Genomic DNA, 20,633 nt, shown 5'->3' with positions numbered 1-20,633 from the left:
TTTGCTATGCCGCTGATTTCTCTTGCCGAAGGCCTGGCGCATGCCCGCGAACATCACTACGCCCTGGGCGCGTTCAACGTGCTCGACTCCCACTTTCTACGCGCCTTGTTCGCCGCCGCGAAGCAGGAGCGATCGCCGTTTATCATCAATATCGCCGAAGTGCATTTTAAGTACATCTCGCTGGACTCGCTGGTCGAAGCAGTAAAATTCGAAGCCGCCCGCAGTGACATTCCGGTGGTCTTAAATCTCGACCACGGCCTGCATTTTGAATCCGTGGTGCGCGCGCTGCGGCTCGGCTTTAGTTCGGTGATGTTCGATGGCTCCACGCTGGAGTACGAAGAGAATATTCGCCAGACGCGGGAAGTGGTGAAGATGTGCCACGCGGTGGGCGTGTCCGTGGAAGCCGAGCTGGGTGCGGTGGGCGGCGATGAAGGCGGTGCGTTGTACGGTCACGCCGATGAAGCCTGTTTCACCGATCCGGCGCTGGCGCGGGATTTTGTGGATCGCACCGGCATCGATACGCTGGCGGTCGCCATTGGTAACGCGCACGGCAAGTACAAAGGCGAGCCGAAACTCGATTTTGAGCGCCTTGACGCCATTCGCCAGCAAACCGGCCTGCCGCTAGTGTTGCACGGCGGTTCCGGCATCAGCGATGAGGATTTCCGCCGCGCTATCTCGCTCGGCATTCATAAAATCAATTTCTACACCGGCATGTCGCAAGCCGCGCTGGGCGCCATTGAGCAGCGCATGGGCAACCGCCAGCCGCTGTACGACGAGTTCGCACAGCTCTTGCTCAGTGTTGAAGAAGCCATTACCGATACCGTCGCCGGACAGATGCGCATCTTTGGCAGCGCGGGGCAACTGTGATGGAACGTAAAGGGGTTATTGCCGCCGGAAATATGCTGGTCGATCATGTCCACCAGATTGTGCAGTGGCCGGAGCGCGGCTGGCTGGCGGAAATCACCCATAGCGAGCGTTCCACCGGCGGAGCGCCGCTGAATGTGTTGCTAACGCTGGCGAAAATGCACGTTGGCCTGCCGCTACAGGCGGTCGGGCTGGTGGGCGAAGACAGCGACGGCGATTATATTCTGGCGATGCTGGAGCAGTATCACGTCAACCGCCAGCATGTGCAGCGCACCACGTCAGCACCGACGTCCATGTCGCAGGTGATGACCGATCCTTCCGGGCAGCGCACCTTTTTCCACTCGCCGGGAGCCAATCGTCTGCTGGATCTGCCCGCCTTTGACGGGCTGGATGGTAGCATGAAGATTTTCCATCTCGGTTACTTACTGCTGCTCGATAGCCTGGATAAACCCGATGAGGAATTTGGCACCCGCAGCGCACGCCTGCTGGCGCAAATGCGCGAACTGGGCTTTGAAACCTCGCTCGATTTAGTGTCGCGCAAAGGCGATCCGCGCTATCAACCGCTGGTGCTGCCCTGCTTGCCGCACCTCGATTACCTGGTGATCAACGAACTGGAAGCGGGCGAATTCAGCGGACTGGCAATGCGCACAGCCGACGACGGGCCGCATATCGACAATATCGCCCTCGCTGCGGCCAAACTGCTGGCGGCGGGCGTAAAACAGCGGGTGGTGATCCACTGCCCGGAAGGTGCGTGGGGCGAAGCGCCCGGCGATGCGGGCAGTTGGGTGCCTTCTCGAATGCTGAGCCAGGCCGAAATTATTGGCAGCGTGGGGGCGGGAGATGCCTTTTGCGCCGGTTTTTTATATGGTTGCCACGAAAGCTGGCCGCTGCAAAAAAGCATTCTGCTGGCGCATGCCTGCGCCCGCGCCAGCCTGCTATGCGCCAACGCCATTGACGGCGCGAAAACGCTGGACGCGTTATTACAAGAGTGCTGAGGCTCAGGCGGCTTTATCACCGTGAGAAACGTCTGCGGCAAACACGTAACCAAGCCCGCGCAAGGTTTTGATCAACGCGGGTTGGTGAGGATTGGTTTCGATTTTACGGCGCAGGCGCATAATCAACACGTCAATGGTGCGATCAAACACATCGACGCTTTCGCTGTGCGTTAGCTCCAGCAATTGTTCACGATTCAGTACCCGACGCGCGTTTTGCACCAGCGCCAGCAATAAACTGTACTCCCCTTGCGTCAACGCCACGCTCTGCTGCTGCGGGTTAAATAGCTCGCAGCGTTCGGGATCGAGATGCCAGCCGTTAAAAACAAATCCCGGCGTTTTGATGGCGGTAGCTTCCGCCGCCAGCACGCCGGTACGTCGCAATACGGCTTTGACGCGCGCGACCAGCACACGCGCGTTGAACGGCTTGCCAATGTAGTCATCGGCACCCATTTCCAGGCCGACCACCACATCCGATTCGCTGCCAAGCCCGGTGAGCATCACCACCGGCAGCGACGGGCGCAGTTTTTGCAACTGCTGTAACACCTGCAAGCCGTTGATATCTGGCAACATCATATCTAACAGCACCAGCGCGATATCCGCATGCTGCGCGCAAAGATCTACCGCATCGCGCCCGTTATGGCAGGCGTAGACCGTAAAGACGTGCTCGTTAAGCACATCTTCCAGCAGTGAACACACCGCCGTATCGTCATCCACAACCAGAATCGCAGGTTTCATTGTCCGCTTCCGCCAGGCTTCGTTTGCTCATTCTGGCTCATTCTGTTGGCTGCGATTGATAATTGCAGCGAATAAATGCCGGATTTTTAACCGGGGTCACATCCCCCTCGCCTTTCGACACGTCACTTTTGACGATGACCTGCGTTTCGTCAGTATTTTGACCAAATACTCGCCGTAATATCAGTGAATACCCCCAGTAACACTGTGGCATAGAAGATGCATAATCGGGGGCGATATTCTTAACTGGAGCGAAAGTGATGAAAAAAGTCGTCACGGTTTGCCCGTATTGCGCCTCAGGTTGCAAGATTCACCTGGTGGTCGATAACGGCAAAATCGTTCGGGCGGAGGCAGCGCAGGGCAAGACCAATCAGGGCACGCTTTGCCTGAAAGGTTATTACGGCTGGGATTTTATTAACGATACCCAGATTCTGACACCTCGCCTGAAAACCCCGATGATCCGTCGCCAGCGCGGCGGCAAACTGGAGTCGGTATCCTGGGATGAAGCGCTCGATTATGTCGCCAGTCGTCTGAGCGCCATCAAAGAGAAGTACGGTCCGGATGCAATCCAGACCACCGGCTCTTCCCGCGGTACGGGTAATGAAACCAACTACATAATGCAAAAATTCGCGCGCGCCGTTATTGGTACCAATAACGTCGACTGCTGCGCTCGCGTCTGACACGGCCCATCGGTTGCAGGTCTGCACCAGTCGGTCGGTAATGGCGCGATGAGTAATGCCATTAATGAAATTGATAACACAGATTTAGTGTTTATCTTTGGTTACAACCCGGCGGATTCTCACCCGATCGTCGCTAATCATGTGATTCGCGCGAAACAAAACGGGGCGAAAATCATTGTCTGCGATCCGCGCAAAATCGAAACCGCGCGCATTGCTGATATGCACGTTGCATTGAAAAACGGGTCGAACATCGCCCTGCTCAACGCGATGGGGCATGTCATTATTGAAGAAAAGCTGTACGACGAAGCGTTTGTCGCCAATCGTACCGAAGGGTTTGAAGAGTACCGGAAAATCGTTGAAGGCTATACGCCGGAATCGGTCGAGGAGATCACCGGCGTCGCTGCGCAGGAGATCCGCCAGGCCGCCCGTATGTATGCCGGTGCGAAAACCGCCGCCATTCTGTGGGGCATGGGCGTGACCCAGTTCTACCAGGGTGTGGAAACCGTGCGTTCGCTGACCAGCCTCGCGATGCTGACGGGCAACCTCGGCAAAGCGCACGTTGGGGTGAACCCGGTGCGTGGTCAGAACAACGTGCAGGGTGCCTGCGATATGGGCGCGTTACCGGATACCTACCCTGGTTACCAGTACGTGAAAGAGGATGCGCACCGCGAGAAATTCGCCAAAGCCTGGGGCGTTGAAAGCCTGCCTGCGCATACCGGTTATCGCATCAGCGAACTGCCGCACCGCGTTGAGCATGGCGAAGTCCGCGCCGCCTACATCATGGGCGAAGATCCGCTTCAGACCGATGCCGAGCTTTCAGCGGTACGTAAGGCGTTTGAAGGGCTGGAACTGGTGATTGTGCAGGACATTTTCATGACCAAAACCGCAGCCGCGGCGGACGTTATCCTGCCATCGACCTCCTGGGGGGAGCACGAAGGTGTGTATACCGCAGCGGATCGCGGCTTCCAGCGATTCTTTAAAGCGGTGGAACCGAAGTGGGATCTGAAAACGGACTGGCAAATCATCAGCGAGATCGCCACCCGGATGGGTTATCCGATGCATTACAACAACACGCAGGAAATCTGGGATGAGTTGCGTCATCTGTGCCCGGACTTCTACGGCGCCACCTACGAAAAAATGGGTGAGCTGGGCTACATTCAGTGGCCGTGTCGTGACACTTCGGATGCCGATCAAGGCACGTCGTATCTGTTTAAAGAAAAATTCGATACGCCGAATGGGCTGGCGAAGTTCTTCACCTGCGACTGGGTCGCGCCAATGGATAAACTCAACGAGGAGTATCCGATGGTGCTTTCCACCGTGCGTGAAGTGGGTCACTACTCCTGCCGCTCAATGACCGGTAACTGCGCCGCGCTCGCCGCGCTGGCGGATGAACCGGGTTATGCGCAAATCAACACGGCCGACGCTGCAAGGCTTGGCATTGAAGATGAAGCGCTGGTGTGGGTGAACTCGCGCAAAGGCAAAATCATCACGCGTGCGCAGGTCAGCGAGCGTCCGAATAAAGGCGCGGTGTATATGACCTACCAGTGGTGGATTGGTGCCTGTAACGAGTTGGTGACGGAAAACCTCAGCCCGATAACCAAAACGCCGGAGTACAAATACTGCGCCGTGCGTGTGGAGCCGATCGCCGATCAGCGCGCCGCCGAACAGTATGTGATAGATGAGTACAACAAACTGAAGACTCGCCTGCGCGAAAGCGCAATGGGTTAAGCGGTTAATGCGGGGTGTTCACCACCCCGCATTTTTTTCAGATCGCTTTGGTAAAACAGCCAAACCAGAAGCCATTTTCTCGTTCGAACTTTTCATCGCCAAAAGCGCGAGTATGTTCGGAAACCACATCCAGACAGCAAACCGACAGCCCCGCCAGATAGCGTTTCAGCTCATCCGCCGAATAGGCTTTTTCAATCATGTTGTCGAACTTACGTTTAAACAGACCCGGTTCATCCAGCGTTGCATCGACAACTTTATCGTTAAATACCGCCTGGTTACTGACGGCAAGAAAGAAATAAGCGCCGCCCGGTTTCAGGAGCATGACCACGTTGTTGAAATAAGCGACGCGTACCGCTTCATCGGGAATAAAAGTAATAGCGGACATAATATCGAAAATGCAATCGAAGTGATCATTCGGAAAGGGTAAATCACCTGCCGCGTTGGCCTTAATGAGTTGTACAATGCCTTTTTGTTGGTAATCGCTCAGCAGCTCGGTTGCTTTGTTAATAGCAACCTCGGTCTGATCAATACCGACATAATTATCAGAAAAACCATGGGTAATAAGGTAATGAAGATTGCGACCAAACCCACAGCCAATTTCCAGCGTGTTGACGGTGGTAGAGTGAGTTTGAATATATTCCAGACTTTCGTAGATTCGTTTTATGGCGTAACTGGGTGTGGTGCGCACACGTTCATCCGCCGATTTTTTATGTAACTCTTCCCATTTGCTTTTATTTTGCTGACTGCGCTTATTTAATGCAAAGATATCCATGGAATTCACCGTATTTCATGATAGTGGCAATTTGTTTAAACCCGACTTCCGCAAGAATCTTTCTGTTTTCTCGTTCGGTGCAGGGTCGCATCATTCCTTCGAGGCTAAATTTTTTAGCGAGAATTTCATCAACCGAAAACCCTCGCGACAGCTTGAATTTAAGATAACAAGACTCGATCATTTCATTTATTTTTGAGTCGTCAATAACCTCTTTTTCAAAAAGAATTAACGCACCACCAGGAATTAATGCATCATATAATTTTTCATAAGCCATTATGCGCTTAGTCAATGGAATAAACTGCAAGCAGTAATAAGAGGCGATAAAGTCGCACGCTTCCATGTCGATATTTTCAATGGTGTTATGCAGATATTCAATGGGTAAACTACCGGTTCTTTTTTTCGCCTGCGCGATCATATTCTGAACCGGTTCAACGCCAATAAACCGTGTCGCTGCTTTTTGACTATGACGGGTATAAATTTTATGAATCAGTGCGCCTGTGGAGCAGCCTATTTCATAAAACACTGAACCGTCGTTAATAAAGAAATCACTTAAAAAACCAATAAGTTCATGCCCCTCCTGATAAACCGGTACTGACATTTGCACATGTTCATCAAAATGGCTGGCGACATCATTATCAAAAGACCATTGTTGCCCGGTTGATATTGAAATACTGTTACCCACTTCCATGTTAATACTCCCGATTAAGAAGAAAGAGTGAAAGGACAATCAGGCATCCGCCGATAATAAGCTGGATGGAAAGACCATCATGCAACGTGAAAATAGAAAAGATCGTTGAAAAGAGAGGAACCAGAAACAGAAAGCCGCTGGCAAGCGTTGCGCCGCCCTGCCGTAGCGCTGAAAACCACAAACCGAACGAGCCGACGCTGGCCGGTAAAATAAGCCAAATAAACCACACCCAGCCCCAGATTTGTAAATCGCTGATGTCATATTTTTCATGTCTTATCCAGGCGATGATCAACATAAACAGCGCGCCGAGAAAAAGCTGCCAGCCGGTAAATACCCAGCTATCTTTATCAAACACAAATCGCTTACTCACGACCGTGCATACCGCCCAGCATAGCGATCCCAGAAACGCATAAAATAAACCGGTTCCGCCTTTAACGCTCTCAAGCCCCAGGCAAACAATCACCCCCGCGACGCCGATGACCAGTGAGATTATTTTTCGCTTATTTAATTTATCGTGCAGCAGATAATGCGCTAATACCGCAAGCCACAGCGGGTTGGTAAACAGAATAATAGAAGACATGGATGAGGTAACGCTCTCCAGCGCCAGGTTGAGAAAGCCCATTGTCCCCGTCGTCTGCAACGCGCCAACGACCGCGGTTAAAAGCAGCCCCTTCGCAACCGACCCTTCGCTGGTCGGGATGATAGCCTGAATGCCACGGGTAAAAACCGGGATTAACAGCATAAAAAGCCCGGCCGCCATAAATCGCCAGCCGCCCATTAAAAACGGTGGCATATTTTCGTAAGAGATTAAGTATTTCCCGGTTGGAAAAGAAGACCCCATACAGAGGGTCGCAATAACGACTTTTATTAGAAAGTTCATATTTCTCGTGGTCACACGGCTTTCCTTTTATCAATACAGCCAATGGCAAACAATAAAACGAATGAAAGAGCAATAACGAACATCGAGAGAAGGAGATAATCCAGTTGTCTGAAAAAAGCCACGGCGGTAAACAAATATTGAATAATGACCAGCGCCAGCAGAAGTTTTCGGATAAATGCATCCCCATGCCGAATAGAAAAGAGAATACCTAAAGGTGCAAAAATAATGACCACCGGAATCGTTGCACTAAGGTATTTTAATGTCTGCATACTCACGTTACCGGCACTGATATTTAATGCTGTCGCAAAGATGGATATCAACGCCATCACAATGACCGCAGAAGGAGTAGCCACGGATTCAGTGCGGGAAAACAGTAAAATCAACACGCAAAAAAAGACCACATCGATGCCATTACCAATCCACGACGTCACAATTCCACCCGCGAAGCAAATAGCGATAAAAAGCAATAATCGCCAGCCGCTTGCGTGAGCAGTTTCAACAGTCTGCGAAATAGTTTGTTTTCTTCTGACAAGAAAAATCGCTGCGCCAAAAGCAAGCCAGAAAGAGGAGAAAAAGACCTTTAAACCTGCGGATGAAAAGGGATTGGGAATATAAAATAGCGCCAGCAGATAACCTATAAAGCTGGTAATGACGCACCAGGTTATCAGAAATTTATCCACCGGTATCTTGCGGGTAAATATCGCTAAAGAAGACGCCGTCATGCCAAACGATTGCATTGCCAGGCAAAAAACCGCAGCCTCTTTCGCAGGGATCTGCTTGATAAAGGTCAGTACCGGAAACGCAACCACGCCACCGCCTACGGGTGTGGCACTGCCGACAAACGCGCCGACCATCATGGCGAGACTTAAAATATAATTCTCAGCAATACTAACAAAGCCAGTAATATAAACCGTCAATAGAAGCCATAAAATTAAAGCAAAAAATCTGAAAAAGAGGAGGGAGTCCTTATATAAAGGTCGTTGTAAGAACATTATGACTGCCTTGTCTGTTCTGAATTGCGGTATTCTTTACGAACAAACACATAAATGTTTAATTCTTTAATGAACTATGAACGTAATGACAGAACAACTTCCTAATTTTAGTCGGTTGGCTTGTTTGTTAGCAGATGCGAGCCGGGCAAGAATGCTCTGCGCGCTAATGGATAATAGCCGCCTCACCGCATCACAATTAGCCATCACCGCCGGGCTTTCTCCTCAATCGACGAGTAATCATCTGGCGAAACTCATTCATTGCCGCGTCGTTGCATTCGATAAAATTGGCCGCAACCGTTATTACCGGCTTTATAACTCGCTGATTGCCCAGGCGATAGAATCAATGATGGTCGCCACCTATGCCGATAGCAATTTTCAGGAACGGCTAAAACCCAGCGGGTTCAAGAAAATGTGTTATGCCAGAACCTGCTACGACCACATTGCCGGGCATGTCGGCGTGGCGATATACGAGCACCTTTGCCAGCAAAAAGTGCTCGAGGCCGCAGAAGGAAACCTTGCCATTAGCGCCGCTGGCGATACGTGGTTCAGCACACATTTAGGTATTGATGTTAATGCGCTTCGCCACTCACGTCGCGCGCTGGTTATCCCCTGCATGGACTGGAGCGAACAGAGTTACCATCTTTCAGGAGAGCTCGGCGCGCATCTCTTTAGCGCACTGCTCAAGAAACGTTTTATCATCAAAACTAATGAAGCACGTATTTTGACCCTCACCCCTGCCGGGAAAGCGTTTTTGCAACGCAGTCTGGGGATCCATAACATTGATGATGAGTGATATGCGATTTGTTCGACCACCAGCTTCTGCGCCAGCCAGTCATGAGGCGTTTTTCCCCGGGGCACAGGGGACTGCGTAGAGGAGACAAAAAAACACTCTGCTCCGCCACCGCTTCGATGGCAAAAACCGGCAGCACGCGCTCTGACATTGACGGTTTACAGCCGGTATTTATTGGCAAAAAAAGAGTTCTTCCTCGATAACACATTTTCAGGCCCATCTCTTTTGGCAAAAAATAAAAACACACCACAGGAAAATAAAATAAATATTCCACCACCAGTAAAACTGACAACCATCATTCATCATAAATAGCCGCATTATAAGCAGCTTATTGCGTTATTGATCAACGTAACGCTAATGTTACCCTTTTGATATATCTAACAAAGTTAGCCAAAATTCACATTCCACCACTAAATACCATTCGCTCGATAAATAATTAAACGCAATAACATGGAAGTCACAAATAATAAGTGAGGAAATAATGCATCGTATTACCCGGTTATTTAGCATCATTTTATTTCTTTTTTTATTTACGCTGAGTTTTCACGCTTATAGTGAAACGCTCAATATAAGCTCGACATTCTCGTCATCATCTGGAAACGACTTTATCAACACCACGCCGCAAGGCGGGTTTTGTATAGAATATTCACAGCAATGCAGCGGTAATAAGACGTTCAGTATCTCGCTCGCCCTCACGGCATCCTTAATGCAGGACTGGATCCTGGCATATGGCGCGCCTCAGGATGCTATGTACTATAAAATGCCGGGGGCCTTGCGGAGTGTGAAAGTGACGAATGCCGAACACAAAAGTGTATTTGTCCATTTTAGGTTTGCAGGGCTCGCCGCCACCTATTCCACGCATTTTGACTGGACCGTTGCACAGCACACTGATTCCTGGGCTGGCGGCGCATTTATTAATGCTCCAGGCCCGTGCATCTCTTCCGGTATCGGGGTGCCTTCAGCAAGAAAGTATAACTTTATGTGGAAATGGCCCGAAAACAATGTGGCTTGCTATAAAACCCCGGTCGCGGATCTGCATTACGAACCTTATGTGATACATGACATGAGCATTGTTTATGAATTGCGAACACCTGACCCATTTCAACTGGCCCCCGGTGACTATAAGGGAACATTACATTTCACCATCGGTCCCGGCGGGGATATGGATTTTGGCGATCGTTTTGTCCCCAGCGATTCCAGCCTTGATATTAACTTCCTGTTGTCCGTGAACCATGAGTTTAAAATAACCACCTCCGCAGAGGACCGGATGGTGGCGCTACAACCCTGCAAACCGGGCCAGGTCTGTTCCGCAAAAGAAGGAGAAGCAAACTGGGAGCGCTGGAGGGTCAGCCGCGTCACGCCACAACTCACAGGGCGAAGTAACTTCGGTATCACCAGCTCCGGGGATTTCACCGTTTACCTTGACTGCATGAATAGCCAGGTGGGTCAGGACTGTGCGCTGGAAAGTGATAATACCGCGCAGCAGGTGCCATTCTCTGCTTTTATCACCCTGCCCGCGAATATTGTGGATAGCGCCACGGGAGCGGCAATCGTTCAGCGGCGCTTACACATTGGCAAAGATCCCGCGAATAATCTCTTTACCACCAAATCTTATGCGCAGAATCAAAAAGGCAGTATCGACTTCCTGGTCGCGCAGCATGATGTCGATACCATGCTCAGCACCCGACCGGATACCTATCGCGGCGGCGCAACGGTGATTTTTGACCAGAACATAAATTAACGGCGAGTCTGCTATAAAAATCCCTCCGGGAAGGAGGGATTGAAAAGTCTACTGTTCGCCTGTTTACGCCGATTATCGCCACATCTCTTCCTTATATACATACACTTTTGTTCAATACTCTTTTTACCCGGCTAACCCAGCGTCGTTTCCGGCGAAAAAAGCGTTTCAGATAACGCTCAATGGGGAAAAGACGAAAAACCGAAAGGCAATAACTCACTGTTAATATTAATAAAAAATTATTTCTCTGTGACTGTTTATTATAAAAAGCGACAGTATTGCCGGGTAATCGCCCTATTATTATTCACATCCTAAATGTTACCCTCCACGCTATATATGCAAGATTTAACGCAATTATTTTCCACCGCTATTTTCATTTACTATTTTGGGTCACAGCGCAGGGTGGTAATAAAAAATTAAGTGAGACAGCAATGAGCCGCGTCACCAAATTTTTCAGTATTATTTCCTCTATTCTTCTGTTTATTGTGAGTTTTCACACCTACGGCGAAAGGCTCAGTATTAGCCAGGAATACAACTCCGCATCCGGAAACACCTTTGTTAACACCACACCACAGAGTGGGTTTTGTATCAATCATGCTTCTCTGTGTACCGATGGTAAAACGTTCAGTCTCTCCCTCAATTTAACAGCAACGTTGATGAAGGCGTGGATCCTGACAAACGCAGCCCCACGCGATGGTTTTTACATTAAATTACCGGCTGTCGGGCGTGACGTGAGAGTCATCAACGACGAGGGAAAAATCACCACCGTTCACTTCAGGACTGTGGGCTTAGCAGCGACCTATAGGACGCATTTTGACTGGAACTGGATTTCCGGTAACCATGATGACTCATGGGTGGGTGGCTCGTTTGCGACTGCGCCCAGCCCTTGCATCTCGTCCGGGGTCGGCCTGGGTCTTCCCCGATCCTTTGAATTTATGTGGAAATGGCCGGCCAGTGATGCGGCTTGTTATAAGATTGCAACAAGGGATCTTGAAAATGAACCTTATATACTAATGGACCTGAGCATTCTCTACGAAATAACCAACGCCAGCCCGCAACTATTAGTGTCAGGTGATTATACCGGGACACTGCATTTGGCCGTGGCTCCCGGCGGGGATATTGATTTTGGAGACGCCTATGTCGCCAGCGATTCCAGCATTGACATTGATTTTCGCCTGACCGTGAAGAATGAGTTCAAAATCACCACCACCGCAGACGACCGACAAGTCGCTCTGCAGCCGTGCAAGCCCGGCAAAATCTGCACACCAGATGAAGGCGAAGCAAACTGGGAGCGCTGGATGGTCAGCCGCGTCACACCGCAGCTCACAGGACGCAGTAATTTCGGCATCACCAGCACCGGCAGCTTCACTGTTTACCTTGCCTGTGCTGACGGCCAGGTGGGCCAGGATTGCGCCTTAAAAAGCGATAACAGCGGGCAACTGGTGCCGTTCAGAGCATCACTCAACCTGCCGACGAATATCGTGGATAGCACGACGGGCGCGACAGTTGTTCAACGGCACCTGAACGCCGGGAAAGATCCGTCGCAGAACATCTTCACCACCAAATCCTTTGGCCAGGATCAAAAAGGCAGCATCGATTTTCTGGTCCCGCAACGCGATGTTGAAGCCATGCTCAGCACAAGGCCAGATACGTATCGCGGTGGCGTAACGGTGATTTTCGACCAGAACATTAATTAGTTTTCGAGGTCACATTGCCGGCAAGGCGGGCAACGCAGCCTTGCCGAAAAAAACTTAATAAAAAAAGACTTAAGGTGTTAACTGCGAACATTGCCCTGAGTGCCATGCTCAGAATTCGCTCGCTTCAGCCAGTTTCGCTGTTCTGGCGAATCACGCCAAATAACGGCACCACGCCTGTGCAGATCCTCACCCTCCCCACGCGTTAAAGCACATCCAATATGGGTTTTAGTAATCCACAAGCTTATGTTTAATAAAAGAGTTATGACAAATAGCCGCATTATCGAACGATAATCGCATTATTATTTCACGCAACGTTAAGATTATACTCAAAAATAAAATCTATTTATCAATCAATATAACCTGTGTTTCTATTATTTATTTTTTACCGTATACACCATGATAAAAATTAACGTGAGACAGTAATGCCCCATTCCGCAAAATTACTCCGAATAACTTCATTTCTTTTTTTACTTATTGTGAGCTTTCACTCTGATGGTGAAACAATCAATATCAATGCCAGGTATTCCCCCTCAATGGGTAACAACGCGTTTACCATCACCACGCCACAAAGTGGGATTTGTACCGTACACCCGCAGATATGCAGAGACAGCCAAACCTTTAGCGCCAGGGTGGAAGGATATGTCACATTAATGCATGCGACGATTAACGCGGGAGCTGATCCACGCAAGGGCATGTATTTTAAAATGCCGGGCGCATGGCGCAATGTGACGGTGACCAACAAAAGCGGGCAAAGCGCGACGGTGCAATTCAGAGTGGCACGTTTCGCCGCCACTTACGAAACCCATTACGACTGGACAGTTGCGAAGCACAACGACGCATGGGTCGGCGGATCGTTTGCCTATGCACCCAGCCCCTGCAGGGTGACCGGGCAAGGCATTGCTTCTGCGCGTGATTATATATTTATGTGGGAATGGCCAGTCAGCGATGCGGCTTGCTATAAGATCGCGGCAATCGATCTTGGTGATGAGCCTTATGTCTTGTTTGATATGAACATTGTGTATGAATTAAAAACCCCAGACCCAATGCAAATGCCAGCCGGTGACTACTCCGGGGTTCAGCGCTTTACCCTGGGCCCGGGTGGCGATATGGATTTTGGGGACGCGTATCTACCCAGTACTCCTGCTGTTGATATTGCTATCAACTTAACCGTGGAGCATGAACTTAACGTCACCACTACGTCACAGGACAAACAAGTTGCGCTACAACCGTGTAAACCCGGCCAGGTCTGTACGCCGGATCAAGGCGAAGCAAACTGGGAGCGCTGGATGGTCGGCCGCGTCACACCGCAGCTCACAGGACGCAGCAATTTCGGAATTACCAGCACCGGCAGCTTCACTGTTTACCTTGCCTGTGCTGACGGCCAGGTGGGCCAGGATTGCGCCTTAAAAAGCGATAACAGCGGGCAACTGGTGCCGTTCAGAGCATCACTCAACCTGCCAACAAATATCGTGGATAGCACGACGGGTGCGACAGTTGTTCAACGGCACCTGAACGCCGGGAAAGATCCGTCGCAGAACATCTTCACCACCAAATCCTTTGGCCAGGATCAAAAAGGCAGCATCGATTTTCTGGTCCCGCAACGCGATGTTGAAGCCATGCTCAGCACAAGGCCGGATACTTATAGAGGCGGCGTGACGGTGATGTTCGATCAGAGCGTTAATTAGCGAGCGGTGTCGTTTGACAGGCAAGGCGGGCAAGCCCGCCTGATGTAAAAATCCCTCCGTGAAGGAGGGATTGAAAAGGTTACTGATCGGCGGTTTTATCAAATTTGCCCAACATCTCGCGCTCGTAAGCACGCGCTTTTTTGCGGTCAAACTTGTGTTCCCACTTGGCGATCACCAGCACCGCCAGCGCATTCCCCACCACATTCAGCGCGGTACGTGCCATATCGAGGATACGATCGACACCAGCGATAAACGCCAGACCTTCCAGCGGAATACCAACGCTACCCAGCGTTGCCAGCAGCACCACGAAGGAGACGCCCGGCACACCCGCGATACCTTTCGAGGTGACCATCAGCGTCAGCACCAGGATGATTTCCTGCCACAGCGACAGGTCAATGCCATACAACTGCGCAATAAAGATGGCCGCAATGCTCTGATACAGCGTCGAACCATCGAGGTTAAAGGAGTAACCGGTCGGCACCACGAAACTGGTGATCGACGCCGGTGCGCCATAGGCTTCCATCTTCTCGATAATACGCGGCAGCACGCTTTCCGAACTGGCGGTGGAGTACGCCAGAATCAGCTCATCTTTCAGGATGCGGATCAAAATCCAGATGCTCAGACCGCACACGCGCGCCACAATGCCCAGCACCACCAGCGCAAAGAACAGAATGGCGAAATAGACCAGGATAACCAGCTTTGCCAGCGGCCACAGCGAAGCGAAACCAAAGTTCGCCACCGTTACTGAGATCAGCGCAAACACGCCGACCGGCGCATAGCGCATCACCATATGGGTGACTTTAAACATGGTTTCGGAAATAGAACGGAACACGGTGACCAGCGGTTCGCGGTGCGACGCAGGCAGGGAAGAGAGCCCCAGACCAAACAGCACCGAGAAGAAGATGATCGGCAGCATATCGCCCTTCGCCATCGACGCGATGATATTGGTCGGCACCAACGATAAAATCGTCCCCATCAGGCCGTGGGCGTGGCTTTGCACATCCGCGGTGGTGCTTTGGTATTTCGAAATATCCACCGTCGCCAGCTGCGACATATCAATTCCCGCGCCCGGCTGGAACACATTCGCCAGCGTGATACCGAGAATAATCGCCACTGTAGTGATCACTTCGAAATAGATGATGGTCTTCGCGCCGATACGGCCAAGCTGTTTCGCGTCGCCAACGCCTGCAATGCCGACAATCAGCGTCGAGATAACAATCGGCACGACAATCATTTTGATCAAATGGATAAAGATATCGCCCGCCGGAGACAGGAGATTCGCAATCAGCCATTCGCGGCTGTCGCTGTGGTAGTGCAGATAACTACCCAGAAGAATACCCAGCACAAGGGCTAGCAGAATCTGCCAGGCCAGGCTGATTTTCATGTTTTTCATAACTACAGACATCCTCAATGAAGCGCCATTCCAGGTCCGGAACGACCCATACTGAAAGGGTATGATTAGCGTCGCACAGTATTGCGGGGTTTTTTAACGCGCATTATCAGTATCATTTGCAGGGTGTAACGCGCAACCCTATACCGGGAGGGGGTTTGACTGAATTTTTACTCAAAAACCGTCTTTTATTTCAGTTATGATAAATAACTCTTTGTTATGAAAAACTTTTCACTACTCCTAAATCCAATATTTCCCATTAGAAATTATTACGCATAATTCGTTCATTTGCGCATTTTTTAATCACGAAAAATACCATCCCGACCAATCTTTACCGAAATTTCGTCTGCCTTTCATGATTAATGCAGTGAATAATACACAGCACCAACCATTATCAGGCTAATAATCGAGTGGTGCATTTTCATAGACTTGCATCAGTCTGCATTTTTACGCCGATAATAAGCGTAATCGAACTGCCACATTCCATAACTTGCTGTTATGAAGCGCCTTTCTTTCCGCTCCACCTTTTTGCGTTCTTTCGCGCGCCAGCACATTTATTTTGCTCACTTTTTGCACAATTCATTTAATGCGTGATCTATCGCGCAAATAATAAACAAAGCTGGCAAAGGCCCTACAATTAACGTTCTTGTGACATATTATTAACATCTTACAAGGAGAGCAATCGCCATGAGCCAAATACATAAACACGATATTCCCGCCAATATTGCGGAACGTTGCCTGATAAATCCGGAGCAGTATGAGGCCAAATACCAGCAATCGGTAACTGACCCTGACACATTCTGGGGCGAGCAAGGCAAAATCCTCGACTGGATCAAGCCTTACAAGAAGGTGAAAAACACCTCCTTCGCGCCAGGCAATATTTCCATTAAATGGTATGAAGACGGCACGCTGAACCTGGCGGCCAACTGCCTCGACCGCCACCTCGCCGAACGCGGCGATCAAACGGCCATTATTTGGGAAGGTGATGACGCCAGCCAGAGCAAACTCATCACCTACCGTGAACTGCACCGCGATGTCTGTCGCTTCTCCAATGTGCTGGTGTCGCTCGGTATCAAGAAAGGCGATGTCGTCGCCATCTATATGCCGATGGTGCCGGAAGCCGCTGTGGCGATGCTCGCCTGTGCGCGTATTGGCGCGGTGCATTCGGTCATTTTCGGTGGCTTCTCGCCGGAAGCGGTCGCCGGGCGCATTATTGACTCCAGCTCGCGGCTGGTAATTACCGCCGATGAAGGTGTGCGTGCCGGGCGCAATATCCCGCTGAAGAAAAACGTCGATGACGCGCTGAAAAACCCGAACGTCAGCAGCGTCGAGCATGTCGTGGTGTTCAAACGCACCGGCGGCAAAATCGACTGGCACGAAGGGCGCGATCTGTGGTGGAACGAGCTGACCGACAAGGCCAGCGACCAGCACCAGCCTGTTGAAGTGGGCGCAGAAGATCCGCTGTTTATCCTTTATACCTCCGGCTCCACCGGGAAACCGAAAGGCGTGCTGCACACCACCGGCGGTTACCTGGTCTATGCCGCGTCAACCTTTAAATATGTCTTCGATTACCATCAGGGCGATGTCTACTGGTGTACTGCCGACGTCGGTTGGGTTACCGGGCACAGCTACCTGCTGTACGGGCCGCTGGCCTGCGGCGCCATCACGCTGATGTTTGAAGGCGTGCCGAACTGGCCGACCCCGGCGCGTATGAGCCAGGTGGTGGACAAACATAACGTGAATATCCTCTATACCGCGCCAACGGCCATTCGCGCTTTGATGGCGGAAGGGGATAAAGCAATTGACGGCACCAGCCGTGCTTCGCTGCGGATCCTCGGCTCCGTCGGCGAGCCGATTAACCCGGAAGCCTGGGAGTGGTACTGGTCAAAAATCGGTAACGGTAAATGCCCGGTCATGGACACCTGGTGGCAGACGGAAACCGGCGGCTTTATGATCACCCCGCTGCCTGGTGCAACCCAGTTGAAAGCCGGTTCCGCCACGCGCCCGTTCTTCGGCGTGCAGCCTGCGCTGGTGGATAACGAAGGTAACGCGCTTGATGGCGCGACCGAGGGCAACCTGGTGATCACCGACTCCTGGCCGGGCCAGGCGCGCACGCTGTTTGGCGATCATGATCGCTTTGAGCAGACCTATTTCTCCACCTTCAAAAACATGTACTTCAGCGGCGACGGCGCGCGTCGTGACGAAGATGGTTACTACTGGATCACCGGTCGCGTGGATGACGTGCTGAACGTCTCCGGCCACCGTCTGGGAACGGCAGAGATCGAATCGGCGCTGGTGTCGCACCCGAAAATCGCCGAAGCGGCGGTGGTGGGCATTCCGCACAACATTAAAGGCCAGGCCATTTACGCTTATGTCACGCTCAACCACGGTGAAGAACCGTCGCCAGAGCTGTACACCGAAGTGCGAAATTGGGTGCGTAAAGAGATTGGCCCGCTGGCGACGCCGGACGTGCTGCACTGGACAGACTCACTGCCGAAAACCCGCTCCGGCAAAATCATGCGCCGTATTCTGCGCAAAATCGCCGCTGGCGATACCAGCAATCTCGGCGATACCTCAACGCTCGCCGATCCTGGCGTAGTGGAAAAACTGCTCGAAGAGAAGCAGGCCATTACCATGCCATCGTAGTAATCGTAAAACCCTGCCGGATAGCGGCGCGAAAGCGTGTTATCCGGCGGCAAACGCAACCATAACGCTCTCCTTCCAGGGAGAGAAAACAACCACCTCACCCTACAATTCCTAATGGATTTCGTGTTGCAGGAAAGCGGCAAACGCGCATATCCCAGGCGCAACGATAACGATGTGGCTGGGGCGGGCGCGTGCGGCCAACTGACCGGCAGCGCGCAAGACAACGGGGAGACCTCTGGAGAATTCTGTGATGAATAACATTTATCAACAGATAGAAAACAGTGCGCATTTCAGGGAGTTAGTCGAAAGACGGCAACGGTTTGCCTTTATGCTTTCCATCATCATGCTGATTATCTACGTCGGCTTTATTTTGCTGATCGCGTTTGCCCCGCACTGGCTCGGTACGCCCTTGCATGAAGGCACCAGCGTCACGCGCGGTATTCCGATTGGTATCGGTGTGATTGTGATTTCGTTTGTGCTGACCGGCGTGTACGTCTGGCGGGCAAACGGCGAGTTTGATCGTCTGACCAAAGCGGTTCTGAGCGAGGTAAAAGCATCATGAAGAGAGTCCTGACGGCGCTGGCCGCCACACTTCCTTTTACGGCTCACGCCGCCGATGCCATCACCGGCGAGGTACAACGCCAGCCGACCAACTGGCAGGCGATCATTATGTTCGTCATTTTTGTGGCGCTGACGTTATACATCACTTATTGGGCGTCCAAACGGGTGCGTTCGCGCAGCGATTACTACACCGCAGGCGGTAATATCACCGGTTTTCAGAACGGCCTGGCAATAGCGGGTGACTTTATGTCCGCAGCCTCGTTCCTGGGGATTTCCGCGCTGGTGTACACCTCCGGCTACGACGGCCTGATCTACTCGCTCGGCTTCCTGGTTGGCTGGCCGATCATTCTGTTTTTGATCGCCGAACGCTTGCGTAACCTGGGGCGTTATACCTTTGCCGATGTGGCCTCTTATCGCCTGAAACAAGGCCCCATCCGTACCCTTTCCGCCTGCGGTTCGCTGGTGGTTGTCGCGCTGTATTTGATTGCGCAAATGGTCGGCGCGGGCAAATTAATTGAGCTGCTGTTTGGTCTGAATTACCACGTCGCCGTGGTGCTGGTTGGCGTGCTGATGGTGCTGTATGTGCTGTTCGGCGGCATGCTCGCCACCACCTGGGTACAGATCATCAAAGCGGTGCTGTTACTGTTCGGCGCGAGTTTTATGGCCTTTATGGTAATGAAACACGTCGGTTTCAGCTTCAATAACCTGTTCACGGAAGCGATGGCGGTCCACCCGAAAGGCGCGGCAATCATGAGCCCTGGCGGGCTGGTGAAAGATCCGATCTCCGCCCTGTCGCTCGGGCTTGGGTTGATGTTCGGCACCGCCGGTTTACCGCATATTCTGATGCGTTTCTTCACCGTCAGCGACGCGCGCGAAGCGCGTAAAAGCGTGTTCTACGCCACCGGGTTTATGGGTTACTTCTACATTCTGACCTTTATCATCGGTTTCGGCGCCATCATGCTGGTCGGCGCAAACCCGGCGTTTAAAGACGCGGCGGGCGCGCTGATTGGCGGCAACAATATGGCGGCAGTGCATCTGGCAGATGCGGTTGGTGGCAACCTGTTCTTAGGCTTTATCTCCGCTGTGGCGTTCGCCACCATTCTGGCAGTGGTTGCCGGGTTAACACTGGCGGGTGCCTCTGCGGTTTCCCACGATCTCTACGCCAACGTGTTCCGCAAAGGTGCGACCGAACGCCAGGAGCTGAAAGTGTCGAAAATCACCGTGTTGATACTGGGGGTTGTCGCCATTCTGCTTGGCATTCTGTTCGAGAAACAGAACATCGCGTTCATGGTCGGACTGGCGTTCTCGATTGCCGCCAGTTGTAACTTCCCGATCATTCTGCTCTCGATGTACTGGTCGAAGCTGACCACGCGCGGTGCGATGATTGGCGGCTGGCTGGGTCTGTTGACGGCGGTTATCCTGATGATCCTCGGCCCGACAATTTGGGTGCAGATCCTTGGTCACGCCGCACCGGTGTTCCCGTATGAGTATCCGGCGCTGTTCTCCATCGCCGTGGCGTTTATCGGTATCTGGATCTTCTCCGCCACCGACAACACCGAAGCCGGCAAACTGGAGCGCGAACAGTTCCGTGCGCAGTTTATCCGTTCGCAAACCGGGATCGGTATCGAGCAGGGCCGCGCCCATTAACCTTTCCTCCCCGGTCAGTAATGGCCGGGGATCACACTTTCCCGCCTTTTCGCTACCCCTCTCCCACCAGCGCGCTACAGTACCCTCAGATTATTGAAACAATGTTTTTAATACATCAGCACGTTAATTCATTTATGACTGAAGAGGG

General features: G+C 51.7%; 16 protein-coding genes. 10 read left to right on the top strand and 6 right to left on the bottom strand.

The window, feature by feature from the left end; all coding sequences use genetic code 11:
- The first annotated feature begins 6 nt into the window (after positions 1–6).
- Together M8Q36_RS07835 and M8Q36_RS07830 are read left to right on the top strand one after the other, a co-directional pair.
- Complete coding sequence (locus M8Q36_RS07835) at positions 7–867, top strand: ketose 1,6-bisphosphate aldolase (RefSeq protein WP_065369884.1); 861 nt, start codon at positions 7–9, stop codon at positions 865–867.
- Positions 867–1,859, top strand: a complete 993-nt coding sequence (locus M8Q36_RS07830) for a carbohydrate kinase family protein (RefSeq protein WP_249882734.1) — start codon at positions 867–869, stop codon at positions 1,857–1,859. Before M8Q36_RS07835 ends, M8Q36_RS07830 begins: the two co-directional genes overlap by 1 nt.
- Positions 1,860–1,862: 3 nt before the next feature.
- Here M8Q36_RS07830 and M8Q36_RS07825 read toward each other — a convergent pair whose 3' ends face one another.
- Positions 1,863–2,594 (bottom strand): response regulator, encoded by a 732-nt coding sequence (locus M8Q36_RS07825; RefSeq protein ID WP_249880521.1) that lies wholly within the window; start codon positions 2,592–2,594, stop codon positions 1,863–1,865.
- Positions 2,595–2,851: 257 nt separating this feature from the next.
- Here M8Q36_RS07825 and fdhF point away from each other — a divergent pair, with 257 nt between their 5' ends.
- Positions 2,852–4,999: a formate dehydrogenase subunit alpha gene (gene fdhF / locus M8Q36_RS07820; protein WP_249880520.1), complete on the top strand. Its 2,148-nt coding sequence runs from the start codon at positions 2,852–2,854 to the stop codon at positions 4,997–4,999.
- 37 nt (positions 5,000–5,036) lie between these two features.
- On the opposite strand, the gene M8Q36_RS07815 is transcribed toward fdhF, so the two are convergent.
- The 4 genes from M8Q36_RS07815 to M8Q36_RS07800 are packed head-to-tail and all read right to left on the bottom strand — an operon-like array spanning position 5,037 to position 8,331.
- Positions 5,037–5,771: a class I SAM-dependent methyltransferase gene (locus M8Q36_RS07815; protein ID WP_249880519.1), complete on the bottom strand. Its 735-nt coding sequence runs from the start codon at positions 5,769–5,771 to the stop codon at positions 5,037–5,039.
- A complete protein-coding gene (locus tag M8Q36_RS07810) occupies positions 5,749–6,459 on the bottom strand; it encodes a methyltransferase domain-containing protein (protein ID WP_249880518.1) in 711 nt (236 codons plus the stop codon). Before M8Q36_RS07810 ends, M8Q36_RS07815 begins: the two co-directional genes overlap by 23 nt.
- Before the next feature lies 1 nt (position 6,460).
- The gene (locus M8Q36_RS07805; protein ID WP_249880517.1) at positions 6,461–7,339 is read right to left on the bottom strand and encodes a DMT family transporter; all 879 of its coding nucleotides are present in this window, start codon (positions 7,337–7,339) and stop codon (positions 6,461–6,463) included.
- An 11-nt stretch (positions 7,340–7,350) separates the two neighbouring features.
- Positions 7,351–8,331, bottom strand: a complete 981-nt coding sequence (locus M8Q36_RS07800) for a sulfite exporter TauE/SafE family protein (RefSeq protein WP_249880516.1) — start codon at positions 8,329–8,331, stop codon at positions 7,351–7,353.
- Positions 8,332–8,416: 85 nt separating this feature from the next.
- Here M8Q36_RS07800 and M8Q36_RS07795 point away from each other — a divergent pair, with 85 nt between their 5' ends.
- The 4 genes from M8Q36_RS07795 (at position 8,417) to M8Q36_RS07780 (ending at position 14,241) form a co-directional block, all read left to right on the top strand.
- Positions 8,417–9,124 (top strand): ArsR/SmtB family transcription factor, encoded by a 708-nt coding sequence (locus M8Q36_RS07795; protein WP_249880515.1) that lies wholly within the window; start codon positions 8,417–8,419, stop codon positions 9,122–9,124.
- Between the two features lie 976 nt (positions 9,125–10,100).
- Positions 10,101–10,862, top strand: a complete 762-nt coding sequence (locus M8Q36_RS07790) for a hypothetical protein (protein ID WP_249880514.1) — start codon at positions 10,101–10,103, stop codon at positions 10,860–10,862.
- Positions 10,863–11,290: 428 nt separating this feature from the next.
- Entirely contained in the window at positions 11,291–12,556 is a 1,266-nt protein-coding gene (locus M8Q36_RS07785) for a hypothetical protein (protein WP_249880513.1), read from the top strand.
- A 422-nt stretch (positions 12,557–12,978) separates the two neighbouring features.
- Positions 12,979–14,241, top strand: coding sequence for a hypothetical protein (locus M8Q36_RS07780; RefSeq protein ID WP_249880512.1), 1,263 nt, complete (start codon positions 12,979–12,981; stop codon positions 14,239–14,241).
- A gap of 79 nt (positions 14,242–14,320) precedes the next feature.
- Here M8Q36_RS07780 and gltP read toward each other — a convergent pair whose 3' ends face one another.
- Entirely contained in the window at positions 14,321–15,634 is a 1,314-nt protein-coding gene (gltP, locus tag M8Q36_RS07775; RefSeq protein ID WP_017459491.1) for a glutamate/aspartate:proton symporter GltP, read from the bottom strand.
- Between the two features lie 684 nt (positions 15,635–16,318).
- On the opposite strand from gltP, the gene acs reads away from it, so the two are divergent.
- The 3 genes from acs (at position 16,319) to actP (ending at position 20,485) form a co-directional block, all read left to right on the top strand.
- Complete coding sequence (gene acs / locus M8Q36_RS07770; protein ID WP_249880511.1) at positions 16,319–18,277, top strand: acetate--CoA ligase; 1,959 nt, start codon at positions 16,319–16,321, stop codon at positions 18,275–18,277.
- A 247-nt stretch (positions 18,278–18,524) separates the two neighbouring features.
- Positions 18,525–18,839: a DUF485 domain-containing protein gene (locus M8Q36_RS07765; RefSeq protein WP_170956342.1), complete on the top strand. Its 315-nt coding sequence runs from the start codon at positions 18,525–18,527 to the stop codon at positions 18,837–18,839.
- Entirely contained in the window at positions 18,836–20,485 is a 1,650-nt protein-coding gene (gene actP, locus M8Q36_RS07760) for a cation/acetate symporter ActP (protein ID WP_249880510.1), read from the top strand. Before M8Q36_RS07765 ends, actP begins: the two co-directional genes overlap by 4 nt.
- Positions 20,486–20,633 lie beyond the last annotated feature (148 nt).

This window comes from Kosakonia sp. R1.Fl (genome assembly GCF_023516815.1).
Taxonomy (GTDB): domain Bacteria; phylum Pseudomonadota; class Gammaproteobacteria; order Enterobacterales; family Enterobacteriaceae; genus Kosakonia.
Note: the sequence above shows the minus strand (reverse complement) of the source record. Positions and strands in the feature narration are given on the sequence as shown.

Bases quoted from the DNA above. Each gene is read 5' to 3' on its own strand.
- M8Q36_RS07825 (WP_249880521.1), bottom strand. From the start codon at position 2,594: ATGAAACCTGCGATTCTGGTTGTGGATGACGATACGGCGGTGTGTTCA.
- M8Q36_RS07780 (WP_249880512.1), top strand. From the start codon at position 12,979: ATGCCCCATTCCGCAAAATTACTCCGAATAACTTCATTTCTTTTTTTA.
- M8Q36_RS07830 (WP_249882734.1), top strand. From the start codon at position 867: ATGGAACGTAAAGGGGTTATTGCCGCCGGAAATATGCTGGTCGATCAT.
- M8Q36_RS07815 (WP_249880519.1), bottom strand. From the start codon at position 5,771: ATGGATATCTTTGCATTAAATAAGCGCAGTCAGCAAAATAAAAGCAAA.
- M8Q36_RS07795 (WP_249880515.1), top strand. From the start codon at position 8,417: ATGACAGAACAACTTCCTAATTTTAGTCGGTTGGCTTGTTTGTTAGCA.
- acs (WP_249880511.1), top strand. From the start codon at position 16,319: ATGAGCCAAATACATAAACACGATATTCCCGCCAATATTGCGGAACGT.
- M8Q36_RS07835 (WP_065369884.1), top strand. From the start codon at position 7: ATGCCGCTGATTTCTCTTGCCGAAGGCCTGGCGCATGCCCGCGAACAT.
- M8Q36_RS07800 (WP_249880516.1), bottom strand. From the start codon at position 8,331: ATGTTCTTACAACGACCTTTATATAAGGACTCCCTCCTCTTTTTCAGA.
- actP (WP_249880510.1), top strand. From the start codon at position 18,836: ATGAAGAGAGTCCTGACGGCGCTGGCCGCCACACTTCCTTTTACGGCT.
- gltP (WP_017459491.1), bottom strand. From the start codon at position 15,634: ATGAAAAACATGAAAATCAGCCTGGCCTGGCAGATTCTGCTAGCCCTT.
- M8Q36_RS07790 (WP_249880514.1), top strand. From the start codon at position 10,101: ATGTGGAAATGGCCCGAAAACAATGTGGCTTGCTATAAAACCCCGGTC.
- M8Q36_RS07785 (WP_249880513.1), top strand. From the start codon at position 11,291: ATGAGCCGCGTCACCAAATTTTTCAGTATTATTTCCTCTATTCTTCTG.
- M8Q36_RS07805 (WP_249880517.1), bottom strand. From the start codon at position 7,339: ATGAACTTTCTAATAAAAGTCGTTATTGCGACCCTCTGTATGGGGTCT.
- M8Q36_RS07810 (WP_249880518.1), bottom strand. From the start codon at position 6,459: ATGGAAGTGGGTAACAGTATTTCAATATCAACCGGGCAACAATGGTCT.